Genomic DNA, 24676 nt, shown 5'->3' with positions numbered 1-24676 from the left:
AGGGATCTCAGCAGGTGGAATGCGCGCAGTTTAAGCCCTTAGCTTGCTAATTAACAAGTTGGTACATAATTGAGCGAGGCTGATTGTCGCAGGGCTGAACTTACGAAGATGTGGCCAAAAGTATAGATAATGTGCTGAAAAACGCATTGAACGGGGCGTTTATGACGCCTCTTCGATTTGTATTCATGCTTTGGTCGTAAGCCCAACCTTGCACGGCGACGGCACAACTGCGCCTTGTGCACGGGCCGGCATGGCCCCTTCAGGCCGGCCATGGGGTGCTGCTGCTATAGAACACCGCGAGCCAGATGGTGGCGGTGCCGGGCGCGGTCCATTCCACGCGGTGGCGGTCGTGCGGGGGGATGTCCAGGCAATCGCCCGGCGCCAGCAGGCGGGTGTGGCGCTCGTGCTCGAAACGCAGGGCGGCAGCCCCGCTGAGCAACATGATCCACTCGCCTTCGGCCTGGTCGTACCAGAAGCCGGGTGGGCTGGCCTGCCCGCTGGAGACGATACGCTCCACGCGGATGCCCGGGCGGCTGAGCAATTCGTCGACACGTTCGGCGCTGGCGGGATCGCAGGGCGGCAGGGCGGTCAGCAGGTTGTTCAGGGTCATGGTAAGCCTCCTTGGAAATGGGTGGATTCCACTATGGACGCAATCGCCTTGGCGCGCGCGGCTTGACCCGCCCGGCTGTTTGTAAGAACTTTCCGAGTTTTGGAAGACGGGCTGAACATGGACAAGCTGCTGGCGATGAAAATGTTCGTGGCCACTGTCGATGCCCAAGGCTTTTCTGCTGCCGCGCGCAGGCTAGGGCTGGCGACATCGTCGGTGACACGTCTGGTCGATGCCCTGGAAGCGTCGCTGGGCGCCACCTTGCTCAACCGCTCGACGCGCCAGGTCAGCCTGACCGAGGCCGGCGCCCGTTACTACCAACGGGCACGGGGCATTTTTGAAGCACTGGACGAGGCTGATGCCAGCATCGCCGATCGCGGCGAGGAGCCTGTCGGTGTACTGCGCCTGAGCCTGCCAGTGGAGTTCGGCCGGCGGGTCATCGCCCCGCACCTGGGGCCATTCCTGGCGCAGCACCCGGCGCTGGAACTGGACATCGACCTCAGCGACCGCCTGGACGACTTGCTTGACGGGCGTTATGACCTGTCGATTCGCCTGGGTGACCCCTCGCCCAATGACGAGCTGGTGTGCCGCCGGCTCGGCGGTTTTCAGCGTTGGCTGGTGGCCAGCCCGGCCTACCTGGCCGGGCGTGAGCCACTGCAGCATCCCAGGGAGTTGCTTGACCATGCCTGCCTGCGCTTTCGCTATGGGCACAAAGCACGCCCCTGGCGCCTGACCTGTGGCCAGGACAGCCTGGAACTGGACGTAAGCGGGCCATTGCGCAGCGCCAATGCCGACATGTTGCGTGAAACGGCACTGGCAGGCAGTGGTATCGCACTGCTGGCCGACTGGCTGGTACGCGAGGATGTGCTGGCAGGGCGCCTGCAGCGGGTATTCCCCGACTGGCAGGCCAGTCCTGGCGCAGCCAATAGCAGCATCAACGCCCTGTATATGCCCAACCACCGTGGCTCACGGCGGGTAAACGCCTTCATCGACTTTTGCGAAAATTTGCTCATACACGGTAACTAGTGTTGCGCAGTGCGCAAAGCCGCATTGCGCCACCGTCGGATTCTCGGCGCTGACGTCCATGGGTAAGGTGGCCGACATACATCCAACCCTTGTCGAGGAACTTCGCATGAACCCCTCCCTTGCGACAGCGCAACCGGCAGCCGCCAGCCTGAGCCGGGCTCTGGTAGTGCTGCTGGCGTTCTGCTGCGGCGCGATTGTCGCCAACATCTACTACGCCCAGCCCATCGTCGGGCTGATCGCCCCGGACCTGGGGCTGTCCACCGAGCATGCCAGCCTGATCGTTTCCCTCACTCAGCTGGGCTATGCCCTGGGCCTGTTATTGCTGGTACCGCTGGCCGACCTGCTGGAAAACCGCCGCCTGATGGTGGCCACCGCGGTCCTGGCCTGTGTCAGCCTGCTGCTGGCAGGCACCAGCAGCAGTGGCCAGGGTCAGCTGTTCCTGGGTTACGCATTGTTGATCGGCTTCAGTTCGGTCTCGGTGCAGATGCTCATCCCGCTGGCGGCGCATCTGGCGCCGGAGCAGCAGCGTGGACGTGTGGTCGGTAACATCATGGGCGGCTTGCTGCTGGGCATCCTGCTGGCGCGACCGCTGTCGAGCCTGGTGGCCGACCACTTCGGCTGGCGTGCGGTGTTCATTGGCGCCGCCGGGGTAATGCTGGCGATCATCCTGTTGCTGTCATTGACCTTGCCGCAGCGGCGGCCCGAGCACAAGGCCAGCTATGCCGGGCTGATGCTGTCGCTGCTCACACTGCTGCGTCGTTATCCGCTGTTGCGCCAGCGTTCGTTGTACCAGGCATTGATGTTTGCAGCGTTCAGCCTTTACTGGACGGCAGTGCCGATGGCGCTTGCCGGGGAGCATGGCCTGTCACAAAGCCAGATCGCCGTGTTCGCCCTTGTCGGCGCGGTGGGCGCCGTTGCTGCGCCCTTGGCCGGCCGCCTGGCCGATGCCGGGCATGCCCGCGCCGGTTCGCTGCTGGCGCTTTTGCTGGCGCCGGCGGCCTTGTTACTGGGGCTGACAGTGCCGGGTTACAGCGTGATTGGCCTGGGCCTTACCGGTGTGTTGCTGGACTTTGCGGTGCAGATGAACATGGTCATCGGCCAGCGTGAAGTGTACGCACTGGACCCGGCCAGCCGCGGGCGGCTGAATGCGGTGTACATGACCAGCATCTTCCTCGGCGGGGCGCTGGGGTCGGCAGTGGCCAGTGCGCTGTTCAGCCAGTTTGGCTGGCATGGCGTGGCACTGGTGGGGGCGGGGTTGCCGGGTGTGGCGCTGGTTGTGTTTCTACTCAAAGCACGCCGGGGTTGAACCGTTACGCGGTGCAGGGCACGGGCTTCGCCCGTGTTCGCGGGCCCGCTATCGGCCAAGCGGCAGCGCCAGGCCAATCAAGGCGAACAGGCTCCCGCAGCAGCGATTGAAACCTTTGCCACCCTTGGCCAGCCATGGCCGAATACGAAACGCCAGGCGCGCCAGCAGGTATTCGACCAGAAACTCGACGCTGGCAAAGGTTGCGGCCATCACCGCAAATTGCAGCACCAGCCCTCGCTGTGGGTCGATGAACTGCGGCAGGAAGGCACCATAGAACAGCAGCACCTTGGGGTTCGCCATGGCCGAAAGCAGGCCCTGGCGAAACAGCCCGGCATTGCCCAGCCGCGCGCTGTGGGCGGTCAGTTCCAGCTGCAGACCCGGACTGCGCCACAGTTGAATGCCCAGCCAGATCAAATAAGCCCCACCCACCCATTTCAGGACGCCCAGCACCGCCGCCGAGGTCTGTAGCAGTGCGCTGAGGCCGAACATGGTCAAGGCGATGAGGGCGCTGAAACCCAATACCCCGCCCACGATGGTGAACAGCGTTCGCCGTGCGCCATAGAGCGCGCCATGGGTCAATGCCAACAGGCTGTTAGGCCCCGGGGTCAGCGACAGGCCGATGCTGGCCAGCAGGTAGATGAGCCAGGTGTCCAGTGCCATGTTGAAAATTGCCTTGTTCGAGAGAGGGCGACAGTCTATGGCGCAACGCTCAAGCTGAAAGAGTAATATCTGGTCATACAAGGGTCTTTTCTGGACGTGGTTTCATGCCGCCCGACATCCGCTTGCTGATCATGCCGTTACCGGATTTTGCCTTGCTGCCGTTTGGCGCCTTTCTCGACAAATTGCGCTTCAGCGCCGACGACGAGGACTACAGCCAACAACGCTATTGCAGCTGGACGGTGGCGGGGCTCAGCTTCGAGCCGGTACCGTCGAGCAGTGGTGCGGTGCTGCAGGTCGAGGCCATTGCCGATCAGCTTGACCTCGCCCTTTTCGACTACCTGGTGGTGTTCGGCGGTCGCAGTGCCATGGCCACCGCGGCGCTGGCGCCACGTTACCAGGCTCTGCTCAGGCAGGCCGCCAAGGCGGGTGTCAAGCTGGTGGGGGTCGACAATGGCGCCTTCCTGCTGGCTGCCTGCGGCCTGCTGCAGGGGCACAAGGTGGTGGTGCACTGGCGTCACGAAGCCGAGTTTCGTGCTGCTTTTCCGCAGTTGCAGCTGCTGCGCGAGCAGTTGTACTGCATCGATGGCAACCGCATCACGTGCGCCGGTGGCACTGCCGCCATAGACCTGGCCGTTGCACTACTGTCACGCGCTTGCGGGCGAACCCGTGCGCTCAAAGGGCTGGCTGACATGCTGGTGGACGAGACCCGTGACAGCCGTCACGCCTTGCGCTCGCTGGAGCTGGGTGCTGGTCAGGGGCGGCAGGTGCAGCGGGCGCAAGCGCTGATGCGCCATCACCTGGGCACGCCGTTGGCCGTGGAGCAGCTGGCCGCAGAACTGGGCATCAGCCGGCGTCAACTGGACCGGCAGTTCCAGGCCAGCCACGGTATGAGCACCAAGGCCTGGTGGCTGGAGATGCGCTTGCAGCAGGCGCGCTGGCGTTTGCTCAACTCCAGCCACAGCCTGGCGCAGATTGCCGATGAGGTGGGCCTGGGTGATGCCAGCTACCTTGGCAAGTGCGTGCGGCGTCGGTTTGGTTGTACGGCCCTGCAGTTGCGTGCAGGTCATTACCCGCTCACGTGATCTACTGCGGCGTCCCGAACAACCCTGTCCAGTAGATCCCTGCATCGCTCTTGGGGTCTATCGCATAGGCAGCGCCCAGTTCACGGAAGTCCGGATTCATCAGCGTGGCGCAGTGCCCTGGGCTGTCCAGCCAGCCGTTGACGACCTTTTGCGCGGTGTCACGCCCGGCGGTGATATTCTCGCCGATCTGTTGGTACAGGTACCCGGCCAGTTCCGCCCGGTCACCGGGTGTGCGGCCATCTTTATCGATGTGGTCGAAGAAGTTCTGGTTGGCCATGGCCCGAGTGTGGTTGGCGGCGACCCCGGCCAGCACTGTGCTCCAGCTCAGTGGCGGGGCGGCGGCAAACGGCTGGCCGCCGCATTGCCGTGGCACCTTGCGCGCGGCGTTGACCTCCTGCAGAACCTTCTGCCCCTCGGCCTGCCAGTCGCCCAGGCGGCCGCTGAGCAGCGGCCGTGCCAGCACGATACGCCAGTCGCGGCCCTCCTGGCTGACGCCGATATCGACGAATTGCGGATCGAGCACCACTTGGCAGAAGCTTTCCTCGATGGCATGCATGGCGGCGCGTGCATCGCGTGGCCCTGACAGGCTGATGGCCTGGACGCTGACCATGGGGTAGGCGGCGCGGGTCATGGCCTGTTGCAGGTCGCGGGTGCCCTCTGGCGACAGCGCAAGGCGTGTGTCGCTGTTGAGCGGCGGCAGTTCCAACGACGCCTCGCCACCGCAGGGCTGGGCCTTGCTGCGATAGACATTGATCGAATCGATCAACTGCGCCTCTTCGCCGGTGGCTGCCAGCGCCCCGGTCGAAACGACCAGGCCCAGTGACAAGGCGACAACGGATGTCAGGACGCGCATGTGGATCTCCCTATGACTGGCAGCGTCGTGGTGTGCGCTGCTCATCCTACACAAGCCCGGGGCTTTTGGCCCGAGGTCGTGCAAAGCAATGAAAACGCCGGCAATCGTTACTGGCGGCAAAAGAGGGAGTAGACCCCTGGCCAGTGGAAAAGTGCGGTCAGTTGCCAGTCATTCGCATCGAGCCAGCGTTGTCAGCCGTTTGCGCGTCAATGGGCCAACGTCTGGTTCGGCTTGTAGAAGAGGAAGTGGGTGGTCTGCGCCGTCTTGCGATAAGCCTTGGCCCAGTCGGGGTGCACCGTGCGGTCGTGGAAGTACAACGCGCCGCCGGTGGGGTCTTTCAACTGCTGGTTCAGTGCCTTGCGTGCGATCTCTTTGGCAACGTCATAGCGTTGCGGTTCCTCGACCTGGTCCGGGCGCCCGTCACACCACCATGAGAACTGACAGGACTTGGTCTCCACACCCTGTTTGACTACCGCGCAGATAGTGTCGGGAAAGCCATCGTGGCCCAGGCGGTTGAGCACCACACTGGCCACTGCGGTCATGTCTTTGGCGTCGGCGCCCTTGGCTTCCCAGTAGATGGTACGTGCCAGGCAGGTGATGCTGTCATCCAGCGGCGCCTGGCCAGCCGGGTCCACTGCCTGCGTTTCGCCTGGGGTAAGTTTCTCTGCCTTCCTGGGGGGCGGCGCATCTTCAACGACCTTTTCTTCAAGGACTTCGGCCTTGTCCTCGGCAACGGCGGCTTTGGCCGGGTCAGCGGCGTACAGGGGGCCTGCGAGCAGGGCCGAGGTCAAGCCGATCAGCATCAAGTGAAGGCGCATGGGCACATTACCAGGCGGTGGGCAGAATTTCAGTCTAGCCAAGCGTAAGCATTAATACCAAAGGCAGGGTGGCGGCCGCAGCCACGGTCTGCAGGGCGATGAGGGTAGCCATCAGTGGCGCATTGCCGCCCATTTGCCGGGCCATGACATAAGACGACGAAGCGGTTGGCAGCGCCTGGAACAACACCGCCACCACCGCTGCCTGGCCACTCAGGCCGAACAGCCGGCAAACGCCCCAGGTGGTCAGTGGCATGACCAGAAACTTGAACGCCGATGCTGCCATCAGCGGCCGCACCTGCTGGCCGAGGCTGGCGCCCCCCAGGGCAGCGCCGACACACAGCAGGCCCAGCGGCAGCGCGGCCTGGCCCAAGGCCTTGACCGTGGCGTCGATACCGGCCGGCAAGCCCAGCCCCGTGGCCCGTAGCATCAGCCCCCCTGCGCAGCCGATGATCAACGGGTTGGCGAAGATTGCCCGAAGCACTGTGGCTGGCGAACTGTGACGGGCGCTGAAGCGGGCAAACACCAGCACGCAGAGCAGGTTGACCAAGGGCACGATGGCAGCGTTGGCCACCGCCGCCAGGGCAATTCCGGCGCTGCCGTAGATGCCCGCAGCCAGGGTGGCACCGATGTAGTTGTTGAAGCGGATTCCGCCCTGAAACACCGAAGTGAAGTCGGCGCCATCATGGTTCGCCGCGCCCTGATACAGCACCAGCAACACGGCACCGGCCAGGGTCGAGAGCATCAGTGCGCCGGCCATGCCCAGCACCGGTATGCCATCGAGGTTGGCGGTGGCCAGGCCATGAAGGAACAGCGACGGCAGCAAGACGTAGTAGCTCAGGCGCTCGGCACCAGGCCAGAAGCTTTCGGCAAGAAAACCGCGAAGGCGCAGGAAGGTACCCAGGGCAATCAGCAGGATGATGGGGAGCAGGGTGGTCAGCAGCAAGTGCAGCATGGTCAGCATTCCGTGGTCGGGTACGTGCACAGACTACGGGGGCGGATCAATCTGTAAAAACGTTGTTTTCTTCAGTGACCGTTGAGGAAAAATGCATGTTGGTGGGTGCAGATCGCGCTTTGGAGCAGCCTGGCTTCAGGCTTCCAGGGCGGTCTTCAACACCGCACTCAAATGCCGCCGCTGGCTTTTTTCATGCTCCAGCAACACCACTCGCCGGGTCAGCTGCGGCTCGCCAAACGGCAGGCAGGTGGCGGGTGGCAAGCGTTGCAGGTCGTCATCCGCCATGGGAATGACCGCCACGCCCAGGCCCATCACCGCCATGCGCGCCAGGGCTTCCTGGCTGTCCAGTTCCATCAGTTCGCTCACCTGCACCTGCTGGCGGCGTAGCTCCTGCTCGATCTGCCGGCCGGCCCAGGCACGCTTGTCGAAGCGCAGGAATGGCTGGCTGGCCAGCAACTGCGGCACGCTATACCCGGCCAGCTCAGGGCTGGCAATGGCCCAGAAACGGTCCTCGAACAGCGGTGTAAAGTCCAGGTTCTGCGGGTAAGGGCTGACCGGTTCGGTGGTGATCGCTGCATCGAGCTCACCGTCTTCCACGCGCCGCGCCAGCTCCGCCGACATGCCCGAGGCCACGCTGATGTGTAGCTGCGGGTGATGGGCCTTGATCCACACCAGCGCCTTGGGCAAACGCCGCGCCAGCACCGTGTGGATCGCCCCCAGGCGCAAGCGGCCGCGCAGGCTGGGGCCGCTGGCCAGGGCATCGGCCAGTTCGTCATAGGCAGCCAGAAGGCTTTCGGCGCGAGCCACTGCCAACTGGCCAGCTTCGGTCAGCACCACCTGCCTGCGGCTACGGTCGAACAAGGCCACCTTCAGTTCGTCTTCGAGGGTTTTGATGTGCAGGCTGACCGCTGAGGGGGTGAGGCTGAGCAGGTCGGCGGCGCGGGCAAAGGTGCCGTGGCGGGCGATGGTCACCAAGGTGCGCAGGGCTTTCAGGGACATGCGGTTGAGGTCCGGTTCTCAGCTGACAGAGGCATATTGTCAGGCCCGGCCCTCTCGCAGCACAAGGCTGCTACCAGGCCTTGCCGATACGGCTCAGCGACTGCTACGCCCATAGGCCTGGCTGATCCGGTCGATCACCATGGCCAGGGCGACAATTGCCAGCCCGGCCTCCATCCCTTGACCAACATTCAAGGTCTGGATCCCCGCCAACACATCCTCACCCAACCCACGGGCGCCGATCATCGAGGCCACGACTACCATCGACAAGGCCATCATGACCGACTGGTTGAGCCCGGCCATGATACTCGGCAGCGCCAGGGGCAGGGCGATTCGCCGCAACCGCTGCCAGCGGCTGGCGCCAAGGCCGTGTGCGGCCTGCAACAACGAGGGGTCGATCTGGCTCAGGCCCAGTTCGGTCAACCGCACCAGTGGCGGCAGGGCGTAGATCAGCGTGGCGAACACGGCAGGCACCTTGCCCAGGCCAAACAGCATCAGTACCGGAATCAGGTAAACGAACGCAGGTAGCGTCTGCATCACATCGAGGACCGGCAACAGCAACCGCCTGGCCAGTGGCCGGGCGGCCAGCAGGATGCCCAGCGGTACACCCACCAGTACGCACAAACCGGTACTGACCAGCACCAGGGCCAGGGTCTGCAGCAGCTTGTCCCAGAGCCCAAGCATACCGATCAAGGCCAGCAGCGCGACCAGCACGGCGCTGCGCAGCAGGCTGCGGCTGGCGTGCCAGGCCAGCAGACCCACCAGCAACAACAACAGCCACCAAGGCAACAGGCGCAACAGGTTCTCCAGACCGACCAGCAGTTGCAGCAACTGGTCAGAAAAACTGCGCAGGTGGTCGCCGTAGTTCAACACCAACCAGTCGACCAGGCGGTTGATGCTGTCGGCAAAGGAAAACTGCAGGGGCTGCGGGAAACCGCTGCTCACAGGGTGGCCTCGACCTTGGCGGCGATGTCCGCCGGCAGCCAGGCTTTCCACACCTCGCGGTTATCGCGCAGGAAGGTGAGGGCGGCTTCGCGCGGGGGCGTGCGTTTTTCGCTCATGACGGCCAGGGCCTTGTTCAGGCGATCGATGGGCAGGTCGACCTGCTCGAACACGCTGACCAGGTCTGGGTAGTTTTCACGAAAGGCTTTGGACACGCCAATCGACAACTTTGCCGGCAGCGATCGGCTGCCTTTCGGGTTGGGGTTGGCAGGGTCGGTGAGGGTGGCCCAGGCCTGGGCATCGAACGGTGGTTCTTCCAGCCGGATGAGCTTGTAGCGCCCCATCAGCGGGGTCGGGTTCCAGTAGTAGAACAGCACGGGTTTGCCGCGCCGGATTGCCGAACCGATCTCGGCGTCCATCGCGGCGCCGGAGCCACTGCGGAAGTTGTTGTAGAGGGCATCCAGGCCATAGGCCTTGAGCTTTTGGCTGTTGACGGTTTCAGACGTCCAGCCACTTGGGCTGTTGAGAAAACGGCCTTTACCGGGCGATTCGGGGTCAGAAAATACCTGCGGGTAACGCTTGAGGTCCTCGACACTGTGCAGCTCAGGCGCCACCGGCTTCAGGTTGCGTGCGGCATCGCCCTCGATCACATAGGCCGGTACCCACCAACCTTCCTCTGCATTTTTGACCGTATCGCCCAGTGCGAACACCTGACCGGCCTGTTCGGCCTTGACCCAGGCAGGGCTGCGCCCGGCCCATTCCTCGGCGATTACTTGCAGGTCATTGCGCGCCAGGGCCACCTCCATACTGACCGTGCTGCCAGGCAGAGTGTCGGTGGTGTAGCCGTAGCCGCGCTCCACGATCAGCCGCAGGATCTCGGTGGTGAGGGCGCCGCTTTCCCAGCCGATGGCACCAAAATGGATAGGCGCAGGTTGCTCTGCCGATGCGGCGCTGTCGCTGCTGGCCAAGCCCACCGTCAACAGTAGCCCGGCCAGCAGCGTTGAAATGCTCTTCATGTAAACCTCGTCGTTCGCCACACCTTGGCAGTGGGGCAAGTGTAGACGACGAGGTTTTGCAAGTTTCAGGGCCACTGGCGTGGCCCCGTTCGCTTCAGACGCGGAACTGGTCCATCAGCGCTTGCTGCTGGTTGGCCAGGCTGTTCAGCGACTGGCTGACCCGCGCCGACTCGTTGGCCTGGCCAGACAGGGATTCAGTGACATCACGAATGGTCGCCACGTTGCTGTTGATTTCCTCGGCTACCGCGCTTTGCTCCTCGGCGGCAGAGGCGATCTGCAGGTTCATGTCGGTGATCACCGTCACCGCCTGGCCAATGCGCTGCAATGCCGTGACGGCTTGGCCGACCTGCTCCACGCCACCTTGGGCCTGGCGATGGCTGTGGTCCATGGCGCCGACCACTTCGCGGGTGCCGTTCTGCAGGGCTTCGATGACCTGACGGGTTTCTTCCACCGACTCCTGGGTGCGCTGGGCCAGGTTGCGCACCTCATCGGCGACCACGGCAAAGCCACGGCCGGCCTCTCCGGCGCGGGCAGCTTCGATGGCAGCGTTGAGCGCCAGCAGGTTGGTCTGTTCGGCGATCGAGCGGATCACTTCCAGTACCGAGCCGATCTTCTCGCTGTTCTGCGCCAGGCCTTCTATTTCGGCCATGGTGTCGCTCATGTTGGCGGCCAGGGCTCCGATGCTGCTGGTGGTGCGGTCGATTACCGCCAAGCCCTCTCGGGTGGCCTGGTCGGCATCGCGCGCCGCCTGCGCAGCCTGGGCGGCGCTGCGGGCAACGTCCTGGGCGGTGGCGCTCATTTCATGCGAGGCGGTGGCCACCTGGTCGACCTGGCGGTACTGCTGCTCCATGCCGGCGCTGGTTTCAGTGGCAATCGCCGAGGACTGGTCAGCCGTGCCTCGGGCGGCCTGCACCGAGCGTTTGACCTCGGCGATGGTTGGCTGCAACTTGTCGAGGAAGCGGTTGAACCAGCCGGCCAGTTCGCCCAGTTCGTCCTGCTTCTGGTAGGTCAGGCGACGGGTCAGGTCACCTTCGCCGCTGGCAATGTCCTTGAGCATGGCGGCCACGCCGAGGATTGGCCGGGTAACGCCGCGGGCCATCAGCCATACCAGCAGCAGGCCGGCAATGGCGGCGGCCAGGCCCAGGCTCAGCTCCAACAAGGTGCCGCTGGTATTTAGCGCGTCAAGTTCCTGCTTCAGGGTTTCGGCCGGCCCGGTCAGGGCGTTTTCCGGCACATCCAGCAACACGCCCCAGGGCTGGGCGTCCGGGATTGGCCGGAATGCCGCCAGCACCTTCAAGCGCTGCCGATCGTGGAGGATGGTCAGCTTGCCATCGGCCAGCTTGCGCACCAGCTCGGCGCCTTTGCTCGGGTCAACCTGGTCGAAGCGCTGTGCCAGCTTGCTGGCATCGGCGCTGTAGCCGGCCAACAGACCGACCGGGGTAAGAATGCCGACCGTGGTGCGGCCTTCGTAGAGGCTGCGGCTGGCCTCCTGGCTCAGCGCCTGCAGGCTATTGAGGTTGATGTCGATGGACAGGGTGGCAATGATCTTGCCGTTGACCGCCAGCGGGAACACGATGCTGGTCATCAGCACCTGCTGGCCATCGATGTCGTAGAAGTACGGCTCCACCACACACACCTTGCCGGATGTGCGTGGGCATACCCACCAGGTGTTGGCCGGCTGGCCGCTGGGGCCGATCTCGGTGTTGGCCATGTCATGTTCGGGCAGGGCCATCGAGGTCAACTGGCCAGCGCGTGGCTGAGACCAGTACAGGGCAAAGCGCCCGGTTTCATTGCTGCCCAATTCTGGCTTGCCGGCAAACAGGCTGTCCTTGTTGTCCAAGGCGTTGGGCTCGAACACCAGTGACAGGCCGAGCAGGTCGGGGTTGGCTTGCAGTGCAGCGCGCACCTGGCGGGTCATGTCCTCGCGCAGGTCGAAGGCATCGAGAAAGCGCTTTTCGGCCTGCTCGCGCAGGAACAGCACTTGGCGGGCGAAGCCGGCGCCGTACTGGTAGGCATCCATGAACTGGCGGCGAATGTTCAGCGCTTGCACTTCACCTTGTGACTCGATACGCGACTGCGCCGACTCAGTCAGCATCTGCATGCTGCTGGCCTTGACCAGGTCCGAACTGTGATCCATGCGGTACAGCGACAGGCCGACGAGCAAGGTGACGATAGCGGCCAGACAGAGACCGGCGAGCAGGGTGATTTTCCACTGGATGGAAAGTTGTCGCAAAGGCATGAGGGCGGATCCCTTTTTTGGCAGTAAGGGTTATGGCTTTATCTGCGGTGGGGGCGGGAGATGCCAAAGCGCTCCGGCCAGGCACCTCGCTGCCTCCCACAATATCGGCCCCAGCCGTTTTTTCTTTATTCAAACATTCAATTTAAATTTGACCGCCACTAACGCGCCGCATCAAGGCGCTTTTGACATCTGCCGCCCACTGCTTCAGAGTTCGCGCTTTTTTCTGTCGTAATGAGGTAAGCCAACCATGAATGCAGTGATCGCCGCGGTCGGCATCATGCTGATACTCAGCCTGTCCCGCGTGCACGTGGTCATCGCCCTGATCATCGGCGCCCTGGCCGGCGGGCTGGTGGGCGGCCTGGGCATCGAAGGCACGCTCAAGGCCTTCAACGGTGGCCTCGGTGGTGGTGCCACGGTGGCTTTGTCCTATGCACTGCTGGGTGCTTTTGCCGTGGCAATCGCCAAGTCTGGCCTGGCCCATGCGCTGGCCGACCGCGCCCTGGGCATGATCGACCGGCGGGGCGACGCCAAGGGCGGCAAGCTCAAATGGCTGATGATCGGCCTGATGCTGGCGGTGGCCGTGTCGTCCCAGAACATCCTGCCCATCCACATTGCCTTCATCCCGCTGCTGGTACCCCCTCTTTTGTACGTGCTGACGCGCCTGCGTATCGACCGCCGGCTGATCGCCTGTGTGATCACCTTTGGCCTGATCACCCCGTACATGTTCCTGCCGGTGGGCTTCGGCAACATCTTCCTCAACGAGATCCTGCTGGCCAATGTTGCCCGCGCGGGTGTCGATGTGAGCGGCGTCAACGTCACCCATGCCATGGCCATCCCGGCTGCCGGCATGCTCGTCGGCCTGCTGGTGGCGGTGTTCATCAGCTACCGCAAGAAACGTGACTATGACCTGGCGCGCATCCAGCAGGTGGAGCAGGTGAGCGTGCAGTACAACCCGTTGACCTTGCTGGTGGCCGGGCTGGCCATCGCTGCAGCCTTCATCGTCCAGCTGTTGCTGGACTCGATGATCATCGGTGCCATGGTCGGTTTCCTGATCTTCTCGCTGTCGGGCATCGTCAAATGGAAAGAGACCGACGACCTGTTCACCGAAGGCATGAAGATGATGGCCATGATCGGCTTCATCATGATTACCGCGTCCGGTTTTGCCGAGGTGATGAAGGCCACCGGTGAGGTGAAGAGCCTGGTGGAAACCTCGGCGCAGTGGATCGACCACAGCAAGGGCGTCGGTGCCCTGCTGATGCTGCTGGTAGGCCTTTTGGTGACCATGGGGATCGGCTCGTCGTTCTCCACCGTGCCGATCCTGGCCGCGATCTTCGTGCCGCTGTGCGTGCAACTGGGCTTCGACCCGTTGGCCACGGTGTGCATCATCGGTACTGCCGGTGCGTTGGGCGATGCAGGTTCGCCGGCCTCGGACTCGACCCTGGGCCCGACCTCGGGCCTGAACGTGGATGGCCAGCACCACCACATCTGGGACACTGTGGTGCCGACCTTCATCCATTACAACCTGCCGCTGCTGGCGTTCGGTTGGTTGGCGGCGATGACCTTGTAAGGCGGGGGCGGGCGTCAGCCCTTGTCGGGCGGCGGCGAGATGCGATTGAGCACGGTGCTGCCGTCCTTGCTGCGGGTTAGGTAGACCGGCAGGACTTTGGGCAGGTTGTTGACCAGGCGCCCCACTTCACGGGTGTTGTAGATGCCGCTGATGCGAATGCGGCCGGTGCTGGCATCGGCCAGTAGCAGCGGGGCGTCGAGATAGCGGTTTATCACTGGCAGCGCCTGTTCCAGGCTCAGGTTGTCGAGCACCAGCTTGCCGCTGCGCCATGCCAGGGTGTTGCCATAGTCGTCGCTTTGCTCCAGCTGCGGCTCGAAGTCGCCCTTGTGGTAGCTGGCCTGCATGCCAGGGCCAAGGCGATAGCCACCGGCACTGCCGTCGCTGGACACCAGCACTGAACCTTCCAACAGGGTGACCTTCACCTGGTCCTGGTACTTCCACACGTTGAACTGGGTGCCGGTGACCCGGGTCTGGCCACTGCCGGCACGCACGATGAACGGGTGGCTGCTATCGTGTCGCACCTTGAAGAACGCCTCGCCGCGCTTGAGCGTGACCTGGCGCTGGTCCTTGTAGTTGAGGAAGGTGAGTTCGGTGTGCAGGTTGAGCTGTACCGTGCTGCCGTCGCTGAGCTCCACGGTCTGCATGCGGTCACCGGCTTCGACGTGCTGGTAGTGGTTGGGCAACCAGCCCTGTTCCCACCCCATCCAGCCGGCCAGCGGCAGCACTGCCAGGGCGATGGCCGCAGCAGACGCCAGCGGCCGCCAGTTGCGAGGGCGGGCGGCGTGTCTGGCGGGTGGGTTGAAGTCCATTACGGTGGCGTTGCGCGGCAGCAGGTCGGCTGTTTGCCAGATTTCCAGCATCGCCTGATATTCTTCGGCATGCCGCGGGTCGGCCGCCAACCAGCCAGCGAATGCTTTACGCTCGGCCTGCGTGCAATCGTCGGCGTGCAGGCGCATGCACCAATGCGCTGCGGCGTCGGTGATGGCATCGTCTGGGTTGGGATTGAGGCGGTCGTGGTTCATTGCGGCTCCGGGTTTTGCGCATTCTACCCTTGCGGGAGGGCTCCCGAGAACCAATGTAATGGCGAATGACTATCAGTTGTGCCGGTTTTTCGTCGGATTAGCCACGGTTTTTCAGTGTTTGAGAACCCTTCGCGGGCAAAAGACGATGCCTGCAATCGCTTCCGGGGCAGCCTGGTGCTGCGAAGAGGTCAGTGTTTGCAGGTACCGGCCTCTTCGCAGCACACGGCTGCCCTTGCAACAAGCGCGTCGGCGACACACCGGTCAGAACTGTGCGGCCTCTAGCCCATAAAGGCTGCCACTACCGGCCCGAATGCTCGCCTCCAGCCCCAACCCCCGCGGCAAGACCCGCTGGAAATAGAACGCCGCACAGGCAAGCTTCGCACCATGAAACGCCTCGTCCTCATCACGTTTGGCCAACGCCACTGCCGCCATCCGCGCCCACATGTACGCATAGGCCGTCAGCCCGAACAACTGCAGGTACTCAACGGCTACCGCGCTGACCAGGTTGGCATCCTCGCCAGCCTGCGACCGCAGCCAGCTGCTGGTGGCCTCGAGCCGCGCCAAGCTCGCCTGCAGGGCCTCGCGGTGCAAGGGCGCATCCACACTAAAGGCTCGCACTTCGCTGGCAAAGCTGGCCAACGCCTGACCACCGTCGGCCAGCACCTTGCGTCCCAGCAGATCAAGGGCCTGGATGCCGTTGGTGCCTTCATAGATTTGCGCAATGCGCACGTCGCGCACCCGTTGCTCCTGGCCCCATTCGCGGATGTAGCCATGACCGCCATACACCTGCTGGCCAAGCACGCAGCTTTCCAGACCGTTGTCGGTGAAGAATGCCTTGGCCACCGGTGTCAGCAGTGCCACCAGGCGCTGGGCATGCTCGCGCTCGCCAGCGTCCTCGGCATAGCGTGCCACGTCCAGTTGCTGGCCAACGTAGACGGCGAACGCCCGACCTGCTTCGGTGAGGGTGCGCATGGTCAGCAGCATGCGCCGGACATCACCATGGTGGATGATCGGGTCGGCCACCTTGTCGTGTGCCTGCGGGCCAGTCGCCGCGCGGCTCTGCAGGCGCTCGTTGGCATAGCGGGCGGCGCTCTGGTAGGAGGCTTCGGCACAACCGATGCCCTGTATGCCGATGGACAGGCGCTCGTAGTTCATCATGGTGAACATCGCTGCCAGGCCCTTGTTCGGCTCACCCACCAGGTAACCGATGGCACCGTCAAAGTTCATGACGCAGGTCGCCGAGGCCTTGATGCCCATCTTGTGTTCGATCGAGCCACAATGGACAGCATTGCGTGCGCCCAGGCGGCCATCGGCCTCGAGCAGGAATTTGGGGACCAGAAACAGCGATATGCCTTTGGCACCGGCGGGCGCATCCGGCAGCTTGGCCAGCACCAGGTGGACGATGTTCTCGGTCAGGTCCTGCTCGCCGCCGGTAATGAAAATCTTGCTGCCACTGATGCGCACGCTGCCATCGGCCTGAGGCTCGGCGCGGGTGCGGATCAGCCCCAGGTCAGTACCGGCATGGGGTTCGGTCAGGCACATGGTGCCGGCCCAGCGGCCTTCGTACAGCGGTGGCAGGTAAGTGGCCTTGAGCGCTTCGCTGGCGTGGGCATCGATCGCCAGGCAGCTGCCTGCGCTCAATGCCGAATACAGGCTGAAGCTGCAGTCAGCCGCGTAGAGCATCTCTTCGAACAGCACGCCGAGCATTTTTGGCATGCCCATGCCGCCGTATTCCGGGTTGCCGCCCAAGCCGACCCAACCACCTTCGCGGTAGGTGTTCCAGGCCTCGCGAAAGCCTTCGGGGGTGGTGACTTGGCCTGCGTCGAAGCACACACCTTGCTCGTCACCGTTGCGGCTGAGCGGGGCGATCAACTGGCCGGTGACTTTGGATGCTTCCTCGAGAATGGCGTCGGCAGTGTCGGCATCGATGCGTTCGGCCAGGGCGGGCAGTCGGGCCCACAGGCCCGAAGCGTTGAATACGTCATGCAGGACGAAGCGCATGTCGCGCAGCGGGGCGGAATAAATGGTCATCGGCAGCTCTTGCAATAGTGGGGGAGGGTTGGGCGTGCGCTGAACCTTCAGGCGCAGCCGTGTGCTGCGCCTGAAAGGGAGCGGCTACGGCATCAGAGGGCCTTGGCGCGGTCGCGCAGCACGTACTTCTGGATCTTGCCGGTCGAGGTCTTGGGCAGCTCGCCGAACACCACGGTCTTCGGCACCTTGAACCCGGCCAGGTGCTCGCGGCACCAACTGGTGATGTCGGCTTCACGGGTGTCCTCCCGGCCTGGCTTTAAGGCAACGAAGGCGCACGGGGTTTCGCCCCATTTTTCATCCGGGCGTGCCACCACGGCGGCTTCCAGCACTGCCGGGTGCTTGTACAGGGCGTCTTCGACCTCAATGGTGGAGATGTTTTCGCCACCGGAAATGATGATGTCCTTGAGCCGGTCCTTGATCTCGATATAGCCGTCGGCATGCCACACGGCCAGGTCGCCGGTGTGGAACCAGCCGCCACGGAAGGCTTCGGCGGTGGCTTCAGGGTTTTTCAGGTAGCCCTTCATCACCGTGTTGCCGCGCATGAAGATCTCGCCCAGGGTATCGCCGTCGCGAGGCACCGGCTGAAGGGTTTGCGGGTCGGCGACCATCAGGCCGTCGAGGGTCGGGTAGCGCACGCCTTGGCGAGACTTGATGCGTGCACGCGCTTCCAGCGAAAGCGCATCCCATTCGTCATGCCAGGCACACACGGTCACCGGGCCGTAGACCTCGGTCAGGCCATAGGTGTGGGTGACCTTGATGCCCATTTGCTCCACGGCGCCGATAACCTTGGCCGGTGGTGCGGCGCCGGCGACCATGGCCTGCACCGGGTGCTCGATGGCTGCCTTGGCCGCCTCGGGCATGTTGACCAGCGCGTTGAGCACGATCGGCGCACCGCACAGGTGGCTGACTTTGTGCTCGCGGATCAGGGTCAGGATCTTCTGCGGGTCGACCCGGCGCAGGAACACATGGGTGCCGGCCAGGGCGGTGATGGTCCAGGGGTAGCACCAGCCGTTGCAGTGGAACATCGGCAACGTCCACAGGTACACCGGGCGGTGGCCCATGGCCCAGGTCATCTGGTTACCCAGTGCGTTCAGGTAGGCGCCGCGGTGGTGGTAAACCACGCCCTTGGGGTTGCCGGTGGTGCCGGAGGTGTAGTTCAGCGAAATGGCCTGCCACTCGTCATCGGGCCATTCCCAGGCAAATTCCGGGTCGCCTTCGTTGAGCAGGGCCTCATAGTCCAGCTCGCTGACCGCGCGGCCCTCGCCGTACTCCGGGTCATCCACATCAACCACCAGCGGCGGGTGTTCAAGCAGTGCCAGAGCGCCTTCGATGACTGCATGGAACTCGCGGTCGGTGATCAGCACCTTGGCCTCGCCATGCTGCAGCATGAAGGCGATGGCCTCGGCATCCAGGCGCACGTTCAGGGTATTGAGCACGGCACCGGTCATGGGTACGCCGAAGTGTGCCTCGAGCATGGTCGGGGTGTTGGGCAGCATCACTGCCACGGTGTCGCCACGGCCAATGCCACGACCGGCCAGGGCGCTGGCCAGGCGCCGACAGCGTTGGTAGGTTTCTTGCCAGTTGCGGCGGATGGCGCCGTGGATGACGGCCGGGTAGTTGCCGTACACGGCAGCAGTGCGTTCGATGAAGCTCAGCGGGGTGAGGGCGACATGGTTGACGGCAGCGGGCATCAGGCCCTGGGCATAGATCGACATGCGGTAATCCTGTAAGGGAGGCAGGCGCAGCCTGTGCACCTGGCCCCCGATGGCTGATTGTTAGCTCTGTTCAGGGTGCAGGGGGCGGACGGTGGGCCGCCCCCTCTGTCGCAGTTTTACGCGAGTCGCTATGGTCTTAGGAATATCGACTATAGCAATATAGTAAAACTACTATAAAAACAGGCCGCCTACCGTGGATGACACTGCTTACCCCTTGCTTGCCAAAGACCCGCAACCCAGTCTGTTGCTGGCCAGTGATGCAAGCCCGCTGGCACTCAACCCGGCATTGCAGGCCTGGGTCGCCGAAGGGCCCGAGCTGGCTCGCTGGCTGCCGGCCAATTGCGCTGCCCTGGTGCGTGCCTGTCTGCGTCAGCATCGGGCGATCAGCGATGTCGAAGTGCAGGTCGGCGAACGCATCGTGTTGTGGACGTTCATGCCGGACAACCAGGGCCAGCAGGTCCTGGGCCGCTGCCGCGATGCCAGTGAAGAGCGCCATGGCGCACGCGAAGCCAGCCGCGCCCGGCGCCTGTATCGGCTGATCATCGAAAACACCACCGACCTGATTTCCCGGCACAGCCCCGATGGCCGCTTTCTCGATGCCTCACCGGCAGCCTACCGCCTGCTCGGCCTGTGGCCCGAGCAGCTGCGTGGCATGCCTGTACATACCCTGCTGCATCCGCGCGAGCGGCGTCAGGTACTGCGCCAGGCCGCTGCCGCGCTGGACCAGGACGGCTACCACACGATGACTTGCCGGGTACGCCAGGCGACAGGTGACTACCGCTGGTTCGAAATCGCGAGCCGGGCGATCCGCGAGACCTACACCGGCGCGGTGGTGGAGGTGGTCAGCGTGTCCCGCGACATCACCTTGCGCATCGAAGCGCAGGAAAGCCTGGCGCACAGTGCCCGCCTCGCTACCCTGGGCGAGCTGGCCTCGGGCATCGCCCACGAGATCAATCAGCCACTGGCTGCGGTGGTCAACTATGCCAACGCCAGTCAGCGTTACCTGCAGGGCCTGGAACGTGATCCCCAGGCGCGCGAGCGGGTTGGCCAGGGCCTGCAGCGTATCAGCGAACAGGCCACCCATGCCGCCGAAGTGATCCGCCGTCTGCGAGCCTTCCTGCGCAAGGGGCCGCGCCGCCTGCAGGCACTGGACGTGGCCGAGCTGGCCTGCGAAGCCATGCGCCTGTGCGCCTGGGAAGCCGCGCGGGACCAGGTGCAGGTGGAACTTCGCATGAGCGCTCAACTGCCCTTGGTGTATGCCGACCGGGTGCTGCTGGAGCAGGTGCTGCTCAACCTGCTGCGCAATGCCATCGATGCCAATCGCGAGCAGCAGGGTGAGCGGCCGTCACGTATCCTGCTCTGCGCGGCGCGCGATGGCGATGGGGTGCTGGTCGAGGTAGCTGACCAAGGCCCGGGCGTGGCACCCGAGCGGCTGGATGAAATCTTCACGCCCTTTACCACCAGCAAGGCCGACGGCCTGGGCTTGGGCTTGAGCATGAGCCGCAGCCTGATCGAAGGCTTCGGTGGGAGCCTGTGGGCGCGGGCGGGTGACAACGGCGGTCTGGTACTGTGCTGCCGGCTGGCGGTCAGCAGGGAATAAGGGGAGGCAGTGTTGCAAGCAAAAGTGTATGTGGTCGATGACGACCAGGGTATGCGCGACTCTACGGTCTGGCTGCTGCAGTCGGTGGGCCTGCAAGCCTTGCCGTTCGCCAGCGGGCAGGCGTTTCTCGACGCCTGCGTCGATGATGGGCCCGCGTGTGTGCTGTTGGACGTGCGCATGCCGGGACTGGGCGGGTTGGCTGTGCAGCAGGCGATGCGCGAGCGTGGCCTGATGGTGCCGGTGATCTTCGTCAGCGGTCATGCCGATGTGCCGATCGTGGTGCGGGCGTTCAAGGCCGGCGCCTGCGACTTCATCGAAAAACCCTACAACGACCAGTTGCTGCTCGACAGCGTTCAGGCTGCGCTGGAGCACGCCGGGCTGGCGCGACAGGGCGATCAGGCACTGGCCTTGGTGCAGGCGCGCATCGACGGCCTGACGCCGCGTGAGCGAGACGTCTTCGTACCGTTGGCCCAAGGGTTGAACAACCGCGAGATTGCCGAGCAGTTGGGCATCAGCGTCAAGACCGTGGACCTGTACCGAGGCCGGGTGATGAAGCGGTTGCAGGCGGGCAGCCTCGCAGAGCTGGTGGGAATGGCGATTGCTTGCGGGGCGGTGGAGGCGTTGGGCCTGCGAGCACGTTAGCCGCCCTTACGCAGGCCCTGGCAGGGGCGGCCTTGTGTGTCGCGATGGGCCGCAGGGCGCGCCTGCGGGGGCGGTGTGACCGGCAGAAAACACGAATATTTCATAGCTGCCTAATGAAGGCTTTGACATTAACTGCCTAAGCAGTAATATTTCTACACACTTAACTGAGCAGTCAACGATGGCCCATTTCTCCCCCGAAAACTTTCAGACCTGCGCCATCGGCATGTTGCTGGGCCGCGCAGCGATCCTCAAAGACCGCATTCTTGACTGGCACCTGGAGTCAGAGGGCGTCACCGCCGCGCAGTTCAAAGTGCTGATCATCGTCACCCAGTACCAGGTGGATACCCCGGCCGAACTGTGCCGTTACCTGGGCCTGGACAGCGGTTCGATGACCCGCATGCTCGACCGCCTCGAGCAGAAGGAGCTGATCGTGCGCAACCGCTGCGCCGACGACCGTCGCCAGGTGCGCCTGGCACTCACCGCCGACGGTCAGCGCCTGGCCAACCGCCTGCCGGAAATCGGCGCCGCCGCCATGAACGAGTTGTGCGGCGTGCTGGCACCAGAGGAGCTCAAAACCCTGGAAGGCCTGCTGGCCAAGGTGCTGCTCGGTGCTGGCGACCCGTTGACGATCCGCCGCTTCGGCGACCGTTGAACCCTGTAACGAATTATCCAAGGTATTGTCATGGCCACTCCCACAGACACCCCGACTACCTCCGTCGCGCCTGAGCCGTCGCGCAAGCGCAAGGCTTGGCTGCTTGGCCTGCTGTTGCTGCTGATCCTTGCCGGGGTCGGTACCTGGGCCTGGTACAGCATTGTCGGGCGTTGGCACGAAAGCACCGACGATGCCTACGTCAACGGCAACGTGGTGGAGATCACCCCGCTGGTCGCTGGCACCGTTACCAGCATCGGGGCCGATGACGGCGACCTGGTCCATGCCGGCCAGGTATTGCTGCAATTCGACCCGGCCGACAGCGAAGTGGCCTTGCAGTCCGCCGAAGCCAAGCTGGCACGCAGCGTGCGGCAGGTGCGGGGGCTGTACAGCAACGTCGACTCGCTGAAGGCTCAACTGGAAACGCGCCAAGCCGAACTGCGCAAGGCGCAGCAGGACTTCAACCGGCGCAAGGTGCTGGCTGACAGCGGTGCGATTGCCGCAGAAGAACTGTCCCATGCCCGCGACGACCTGAGCGTTGCCCAGGCCGCCGTCAACAGCGCGCGCCAACAGCTCAGCACCAGCAGCGCGCTGGTCGACGACACCGTGGTGTCCTCGCACCCCGATGTCATGGCTGCAGCTGCCGACCTGCGCCAGGCTTACCTCGACCACGCCCGCACCACATTGGTCGCGCCGGTCACCGGCTACGTCGCCAAGCGTACCGTCCAGTTGGGCCAGCGCCTGCAGCCGGGCACCGCGACCATGGCGGTCATCCCGCTGGATCAGGTGTGGATCGATGCCAACTTCAAGGAAACCCAGCTGCGAGAGATGCGCATCGGCCAGCCGGTGGAAATCACCGCTGATGTGTATGGCAGCGAGGTCAAATACAGCGGGACGGTCGACAGCCTTGGCGCGGGCACCGGCAGCGCCTTTGCCTTGCTGCCAGCGCAGAACGCAACCGGTAACTGGATCAAGATTGTCCAGCGAGTACCCGTGCGCATCCACCTCAGCCCCGACCAGCTCAAGGACCACCCGCTACGTATCGGCCTGTCCACCGTGGTTGAAGTCGACCTGCATGACCAGAGCGGCCCGGCCCTGGCCCAGCAGCCACCGCAGAAGGCCAGCTACACCACCCAGGTGTATGACCACCAGTTGATCGAAGCCGACAACCTGATCGCCCGGCTGATTCACGAGAACAGCGCAACCGGCAAGACGGCGCAACGATGAGCAACAACGCCGCTGCCCAGTTCACGCCGCCGAGTTTGCTGCTGACCACCATCGGGCTGTCGCTCGCGACGTTCATGCAGGTGCTCGACACCACCATCGCCAACGTGGCCCTGCCGACCATTTCCGGCAACCTGGGGGTGAGCTACGAGCAAGGCACCTGGGTCATCACCTCGTTCGCGGTGAGCAACGCTATCGCCTTGCCGCTGACCGGCTGGCTGAGCCGGCGCTTTGGTGAAGTGAAACTGTTCATCTGGGCCACGCTGCTGTTCGTGCTGGCTTCGTTCCTGTGCGGTATCGCCCAGTCGATGCCCGAGCTGGTCGGCTTTCGTGTCTTGCAGGGCGTGGTCGCCGGGCCGCTTTACCCGATGACCCAGACCCTGCTGATTGCTGTCTACCCCCCGGCAAAACGGGGGATGGCACTGGCGCTGCTGGCGATGGTCACGGTGGTGGCACCGATTGCCGGGCCGATTCTTGGGGGCTGGATTACCGATAGCTACAGCTGGCCATGGATCTTCTTCATCAACGTGCCCATCGGCCTGTTCGCTGCTGCCGTGGTGCGCCAGCAGATGCGCACGCGCCCGGTGGTCACCAGCCGCCAGCCGATGGATTACATTGGCCTGCTGACCCTGATTATCGGCGTCGGTGCCTTGCAGGTAGTGCTGGACAAGGGTAACGACCTGGACTGGTTCGAGTCGTCGTTCATCATTGTCGGCAGCTTGATTTCGGTAGTGTTCCTGGCGGTGTTCGTGATCTGGGAGCTGACCGACCGGCACCCGGTGGTCAACTTGCGCCTGTTCGTGCACCGCAACTTCCGCATTGGCACCATTGTGCTGGTCGGGGGGTATGCCGGGTTCTTCGGTATCAACCTGATCCTTCCGCAGTGGTTGCAGACGCAGATGGGCTATACCGCGACTTGGGCAGGTCTGGCGGTGGCGCCGATCGGTTTGCTGCCGGTGATCATGTCGCCGTTCGTGGGCAAATATGCGCACCGGTTCGACTTGCGGGTGCTGGCTGGGTTGGCGTTTCTGGCGATCGGCACCAGTTGCTACATGCGTGCCGGTTTCACCAGCGAGGTGGACTTCCAGCACGTGGCCTTGGTGCAGTTGTTCATGGGGATTGGCGTGGCGTTGTTCTTCATGCCGACCTTGAGCATTCTGCTGTCTGACTTGCCGCCGCACCAGATTGCCGACGGTTCGGGGCTGGCTACATTCCTGCGAACCTTGGGCGGGAGTTTTGCGGCTTCGTTGACCACCTGGATCTGGATTCGTCGGGCGGACCAGCACCATGCCTATCTGAGCGAGCACATCAGCCAGTTCGACCCGACGACGCGGCATACCCTTGAGCAGTTGGGCGGGGCCAGCCCGCAGAGTTATGCGCAGCTGGAGCAGATACTCAATGGGCAGGCTTACATGATGTCCACGGTGGATTACTTCACCTTGATGAGCTGGGTGTTTGCCGGGTTGATTCTGCTGGTGTGGTTCGCCAAGCCGCCCTTTACCGCCAAGGCGGGGCCTGCATCGGCAGGGCATTGAGCTAAACACAAGGCAAGATCCCGATGCTCTCGCTCTCGCTCTCGCTCTCGCTCTCGCTCTCGCTCTCGCTTCGGCTTTTGATTTTGCTTCTAAGCGCGCGATAGCCCAGGCGCCGCTGATTGCGACTTCAGGAGGCCGAGCGTAGGGCTTGCGAAGGGAGGTGACGGGCATGGATGCCCGTCAAGCGCTGAGGC

At 63.9% G+C, this 24676-nt stretch carries 21 protein-coding genes; 9 read left to right on the top strand and 12 right to left on the bottom strand.

What is annotated here, in order from left to right:
* Positions 1 to 259: 259 nt before the first annotated feature.
* Positions 260 to 610, bottom strand: coding sequence for a cupin domain-containing protein (locus QYE47_RS16525; RefSeq protein WP_054889304.1), 351 nt, complete (start codon positions 608 to 610; stop codon positions 260 to 262).
* A gap of 117 nt (positions 611 to 727) precedes the next feature.
* Here QYE47_RS16525 and QYE47_RS16520 point away from each other — a divergent pair, with 117 nt between their 5' ends.
* Both QYE47_RS16520 and QYE47_RS16515 read left to right on the top strand, forming a co-directional pair.
* Complete coding sequence (locus tag QYE47_RS16520; protein WP_019437081.1) at positions 728 to 1633, top strand: LysR family transcriptional regulator; 906 nt, start codon at positions 728 to 730, stop codon at positions 1631 to 1633.
* 106 nt (positions 1634 to 1739) lie between these two features.
* Positions 1740 to 2939: an MFS transporter gene (locus tag QYE47_RS16515; RefSeq protein WP_110159841.1), complete on the top strand. Its 1200-nt coding sequence runs from the start codon at positions 1740 to 1742 to the stop codon at positions 2937 to 2939.
* A 48-nt stretch (positions 2940 to 2987) separates the two neighbouring features.
* Here QYE47_RS16515 and QYE47_RS16510 read toward each other — a convergent pair whose 3' ends face one another.
* Positions 2988 to 3599 (bottom strand): LysE family translocator, encoded by a 612-nt coding sequence (locus QYE47_RS16510; RefSeq protein ID WP_014590714.1) that lies wholly within the window; start codon positions 3597 to 3599, stop codon positions 2988 to 2990.
* A 104-nt stretch (positions 3600 to 3703) separates the two neighbouring features.
* Between QYE47_RS16510 and QYE47_RS16505 the strand changes: the two genes are divergently transcribed.
* Complete coding sequence (locus QYE47_RS16505; protein WP_070383981.1) at positions 3704 to 4681, top strand: GlxA family transcriptional regulator; 978 nt, start codon at positions 3704 to 3706, stop codon at positions 4679 to 4681.
* Position 4682: 1 nt separating this feature from the next.
* On the opposite strand, the gene QYE47_RS16500 is transcribed toward QYE47_RS16505, so the two are convergent.
* The 7 genes from QYE47_RS16500 to QYE47_RS16470 form a co-directional block, all read right to left on the bottom strand.
* Positions 4683 to 5534, bottom strand: coding sequence for a CAP domain-containing protein (locus tag QYE47_RS16500; protein ID WP_010954417.1), 852 nt, complete (start codon positions 5532 to 5534; stop codon positions 4683 to 4685).
* A 206-nt stretch (positions 5535 to 5740) separates the two neighbouring features.
* Entirely contained in the window at positions 5741 to 6352 is a 612-nt protein-coding gene (locus tag QYE47_RS16495) for a cell wall hydrolase (RefSeq protein ID WP_070383980.1), read from the bottom strand.
* A gap of 34 nt (positions 6353 to 6386) precedes the next feature.
* Positions 6387 to 7304 (bottom strand): AEC family transporter, encoded by a 918-nt coding sequence (locus QYE47_RS16490; protein ID WP_019437078.1) that lies wholly within the window; start codon positions 7302 to 7304, stop codon positions 6387 to 6389.
* A gap of 135 nt (positions 7305 to 7439) precedes the next feature.
* On the bottom strand, positions 7440 to 8303 hold the full coding sequence (locus QYE47_RS16485; protein ID WP_004575302.1) for a LysR family transcriptional regulator: 864 nt from the start codon (positions 8301 to 8303) through the stop codon (positions 7440 to 7442).
* 93 nt (positions 8304 to 8396) lie between these two features.
* Positions 8397 to 9245 (bottom strand): proline/glycine betaine ABC transporter permease, encoded by an 849-nt coding sequence (locus QYE47_RS16480; RefSeq protein WP_014590718.1) that lies wholly within the window; start codon positions 9243 to 9245, stop codon positions 8397 to 8399.
* Entirely contained in the window at positions 9242 to 10258 is a 1017-nt protein-coding gene (locus QYE47_RS16475; protein ID WP_070383979.1) for an ABC transporter substrate-binding protein, read from the bottom strand. Before QYE47_RS16475 ends, QYE47_RS16480 begins: the two co-directional genes overlap by 4 nt.
* A 94-nt stretch (positions 10259 to 10352) precedes the next feature.
* Positions 10353 to 12497, bottom strand: coding sequence for a methyl-accepting chemotaxis protein (locus QYE47_RS16470; protein ID WP_019437076.1), 2145 nt, complete (start codon positions 12495 to 12497; stop codon positions 10353 to 10355).
* A 247-nt stretch (positions 12498 to 12744) separates the two neighbouring features.
* Between QYE47_RS16470 and QYE47_RS16465 the strand changes: the two genes are divergently transcribed.
* Positions 12745 to 14064, top strand: a complete 1320-nt coding sequence (locus QYE47_RS16465) for a Na+/H+ antiporter family protein (RefSeq protein ID WP_070383978.1) — start codon at positions 12745 to 12747, stop codon at positions 14062 to 14064.
* Positions 14065 to 14078: 14 nt separating this feature from the next.
* On the opposite strand, the gene QYE47_RS16460 is transcribed toward QYE47_RS16465, so the two are convergent.
* The 3 genes from QYE47_RS16460 to QYE47_RS16450 all read right to left on the bottom strand — a co-directional run bounded on the left by QYE47_RS16460 (position 14079) and on the right by QYE47_RS16450 (position 18832).
* A complete protein-coding gene (locus QYE47_RS16460) occupies positions 14079 to 15086 on the bottom strand; it encodes a FecR family protein (RefSeq protein ID WP_070383977.1) in 1008 nt (335 codons plus the stop codon).
* Between the two features lie 261 nt (positions 15087 to 15347).
* Positions 15348 to 17117: an acyl-CoA dehydrogenase C-terminal domain-containing protein gene (locus QYE47_RS16455; RefSeq protein WP_014590723.1), complete on the bottom strand. Its 1770-nt coding sequence runs from the start codon at positions 17115 to 17117 to the stop codon at positions 15348 to 15350.
* A 92-nt stretch (positions 17118 to 17209) separates the two neighbouring features.
* Positions 17210 to 18832, bottom strand: coding sequence for an acyl-CoA synthetase (locus QYE47_RS16450; RefSeq protein WP_070383976.1), 1623 nt, complete (start codon positions 18830 to 18832; stop codon positions 17210 to 17212).
* Positions 18833 to 19025: 193 nt separating this feature from the next.
* Here QYE47_RS16450 and QYE47_RS16445 point away from each other — a divergent pair, with 193 nt between their 5' ends.
* From QYE47_RS16445 to QYE47_RS16425, 5 genes are all read left to right on the top strand, one after another.
* The gene (locus QYE47_RS16445) at positions 19026 to 20432 is read left to right on the top strand and encodes a sensor histidine kinase (protein ID WP_014590725.1); all 1407 of its coding nucleotides are present in this window, start codon (positions 19026 to 19028) and stop codon (positions 20430 to 20432) included.
* Between the two features lie 9 nt (positions 20433 to 20441).
* Positions 20442 to 21074, top strand: a complete 633-nt coding sequence (locus QYE47_RS16440) for a response regulator transcription factor (protein ID WP_010954406.1) — start codon at positions 20442 to 20444, stop codon at positions 21072 to 21074.
* Positions 21075 to 21252: 178 nt separating this feature from the next.
* Positions 21253 to 21726: a MarR family winged helix-turn-helix transcriptional regulator gene (locus QYE47_RS16435; protein WP_003247811.1), complete on the top strand. Its 474-nt coding sequence runs from the start codon at positions 21253 to 21255 to the stop codon at positions 21724 to 21726.
* A gap of 30 nt (positions 21727 to 21756) precedes the next feature.
* Positions 21757 to 22950 carry an HlyD family efflux transporter periplasmic adaptor subunit gene (locus QYE47_RS16430; RefSeq protein WP_070383975.1) on the top strand — a complete coding sequence of 398 codons (1194 nt, stop codon included), beginning with the start codon at positions 21757 to 21759 and terminating at the stop codon, positions 22948 to 22950.
* Positions 22947 to 24482 (top strand): DHA2 family efflux MFS transporter permease subunit, encoded by a 1536-nt coding sequence (locus QYE47_RS16425; protein WP_004575310.1) that lies wholly within the window; start codon positions 22947 to 22949, stop codon positions 24480 to 24482. The genes QYE47_RS16430 and QYE47_RS16425 overlap by 4 nt, the downstream gene beginning before the upstream one ends.
* Positions 24483 to 24676: the final 194 nt, after the last annotated feature.

The organism is Pseudomonas sp. 2,4-D (genome assembly GCF_030418155.1).
Taxonomy (GTDB): domain Bacteria; phylum Pseudomonadota; class Gammaproteobacteria; order Pseudomonadales; family Pseudomonadaceae; genus Aquipseudomonas; species Aquipseudomonas alloputida.
Note: the sequence above shows the minus strand (reverse complement) of the source record. Positions and strands in the feature narration are given on the sequence as shown.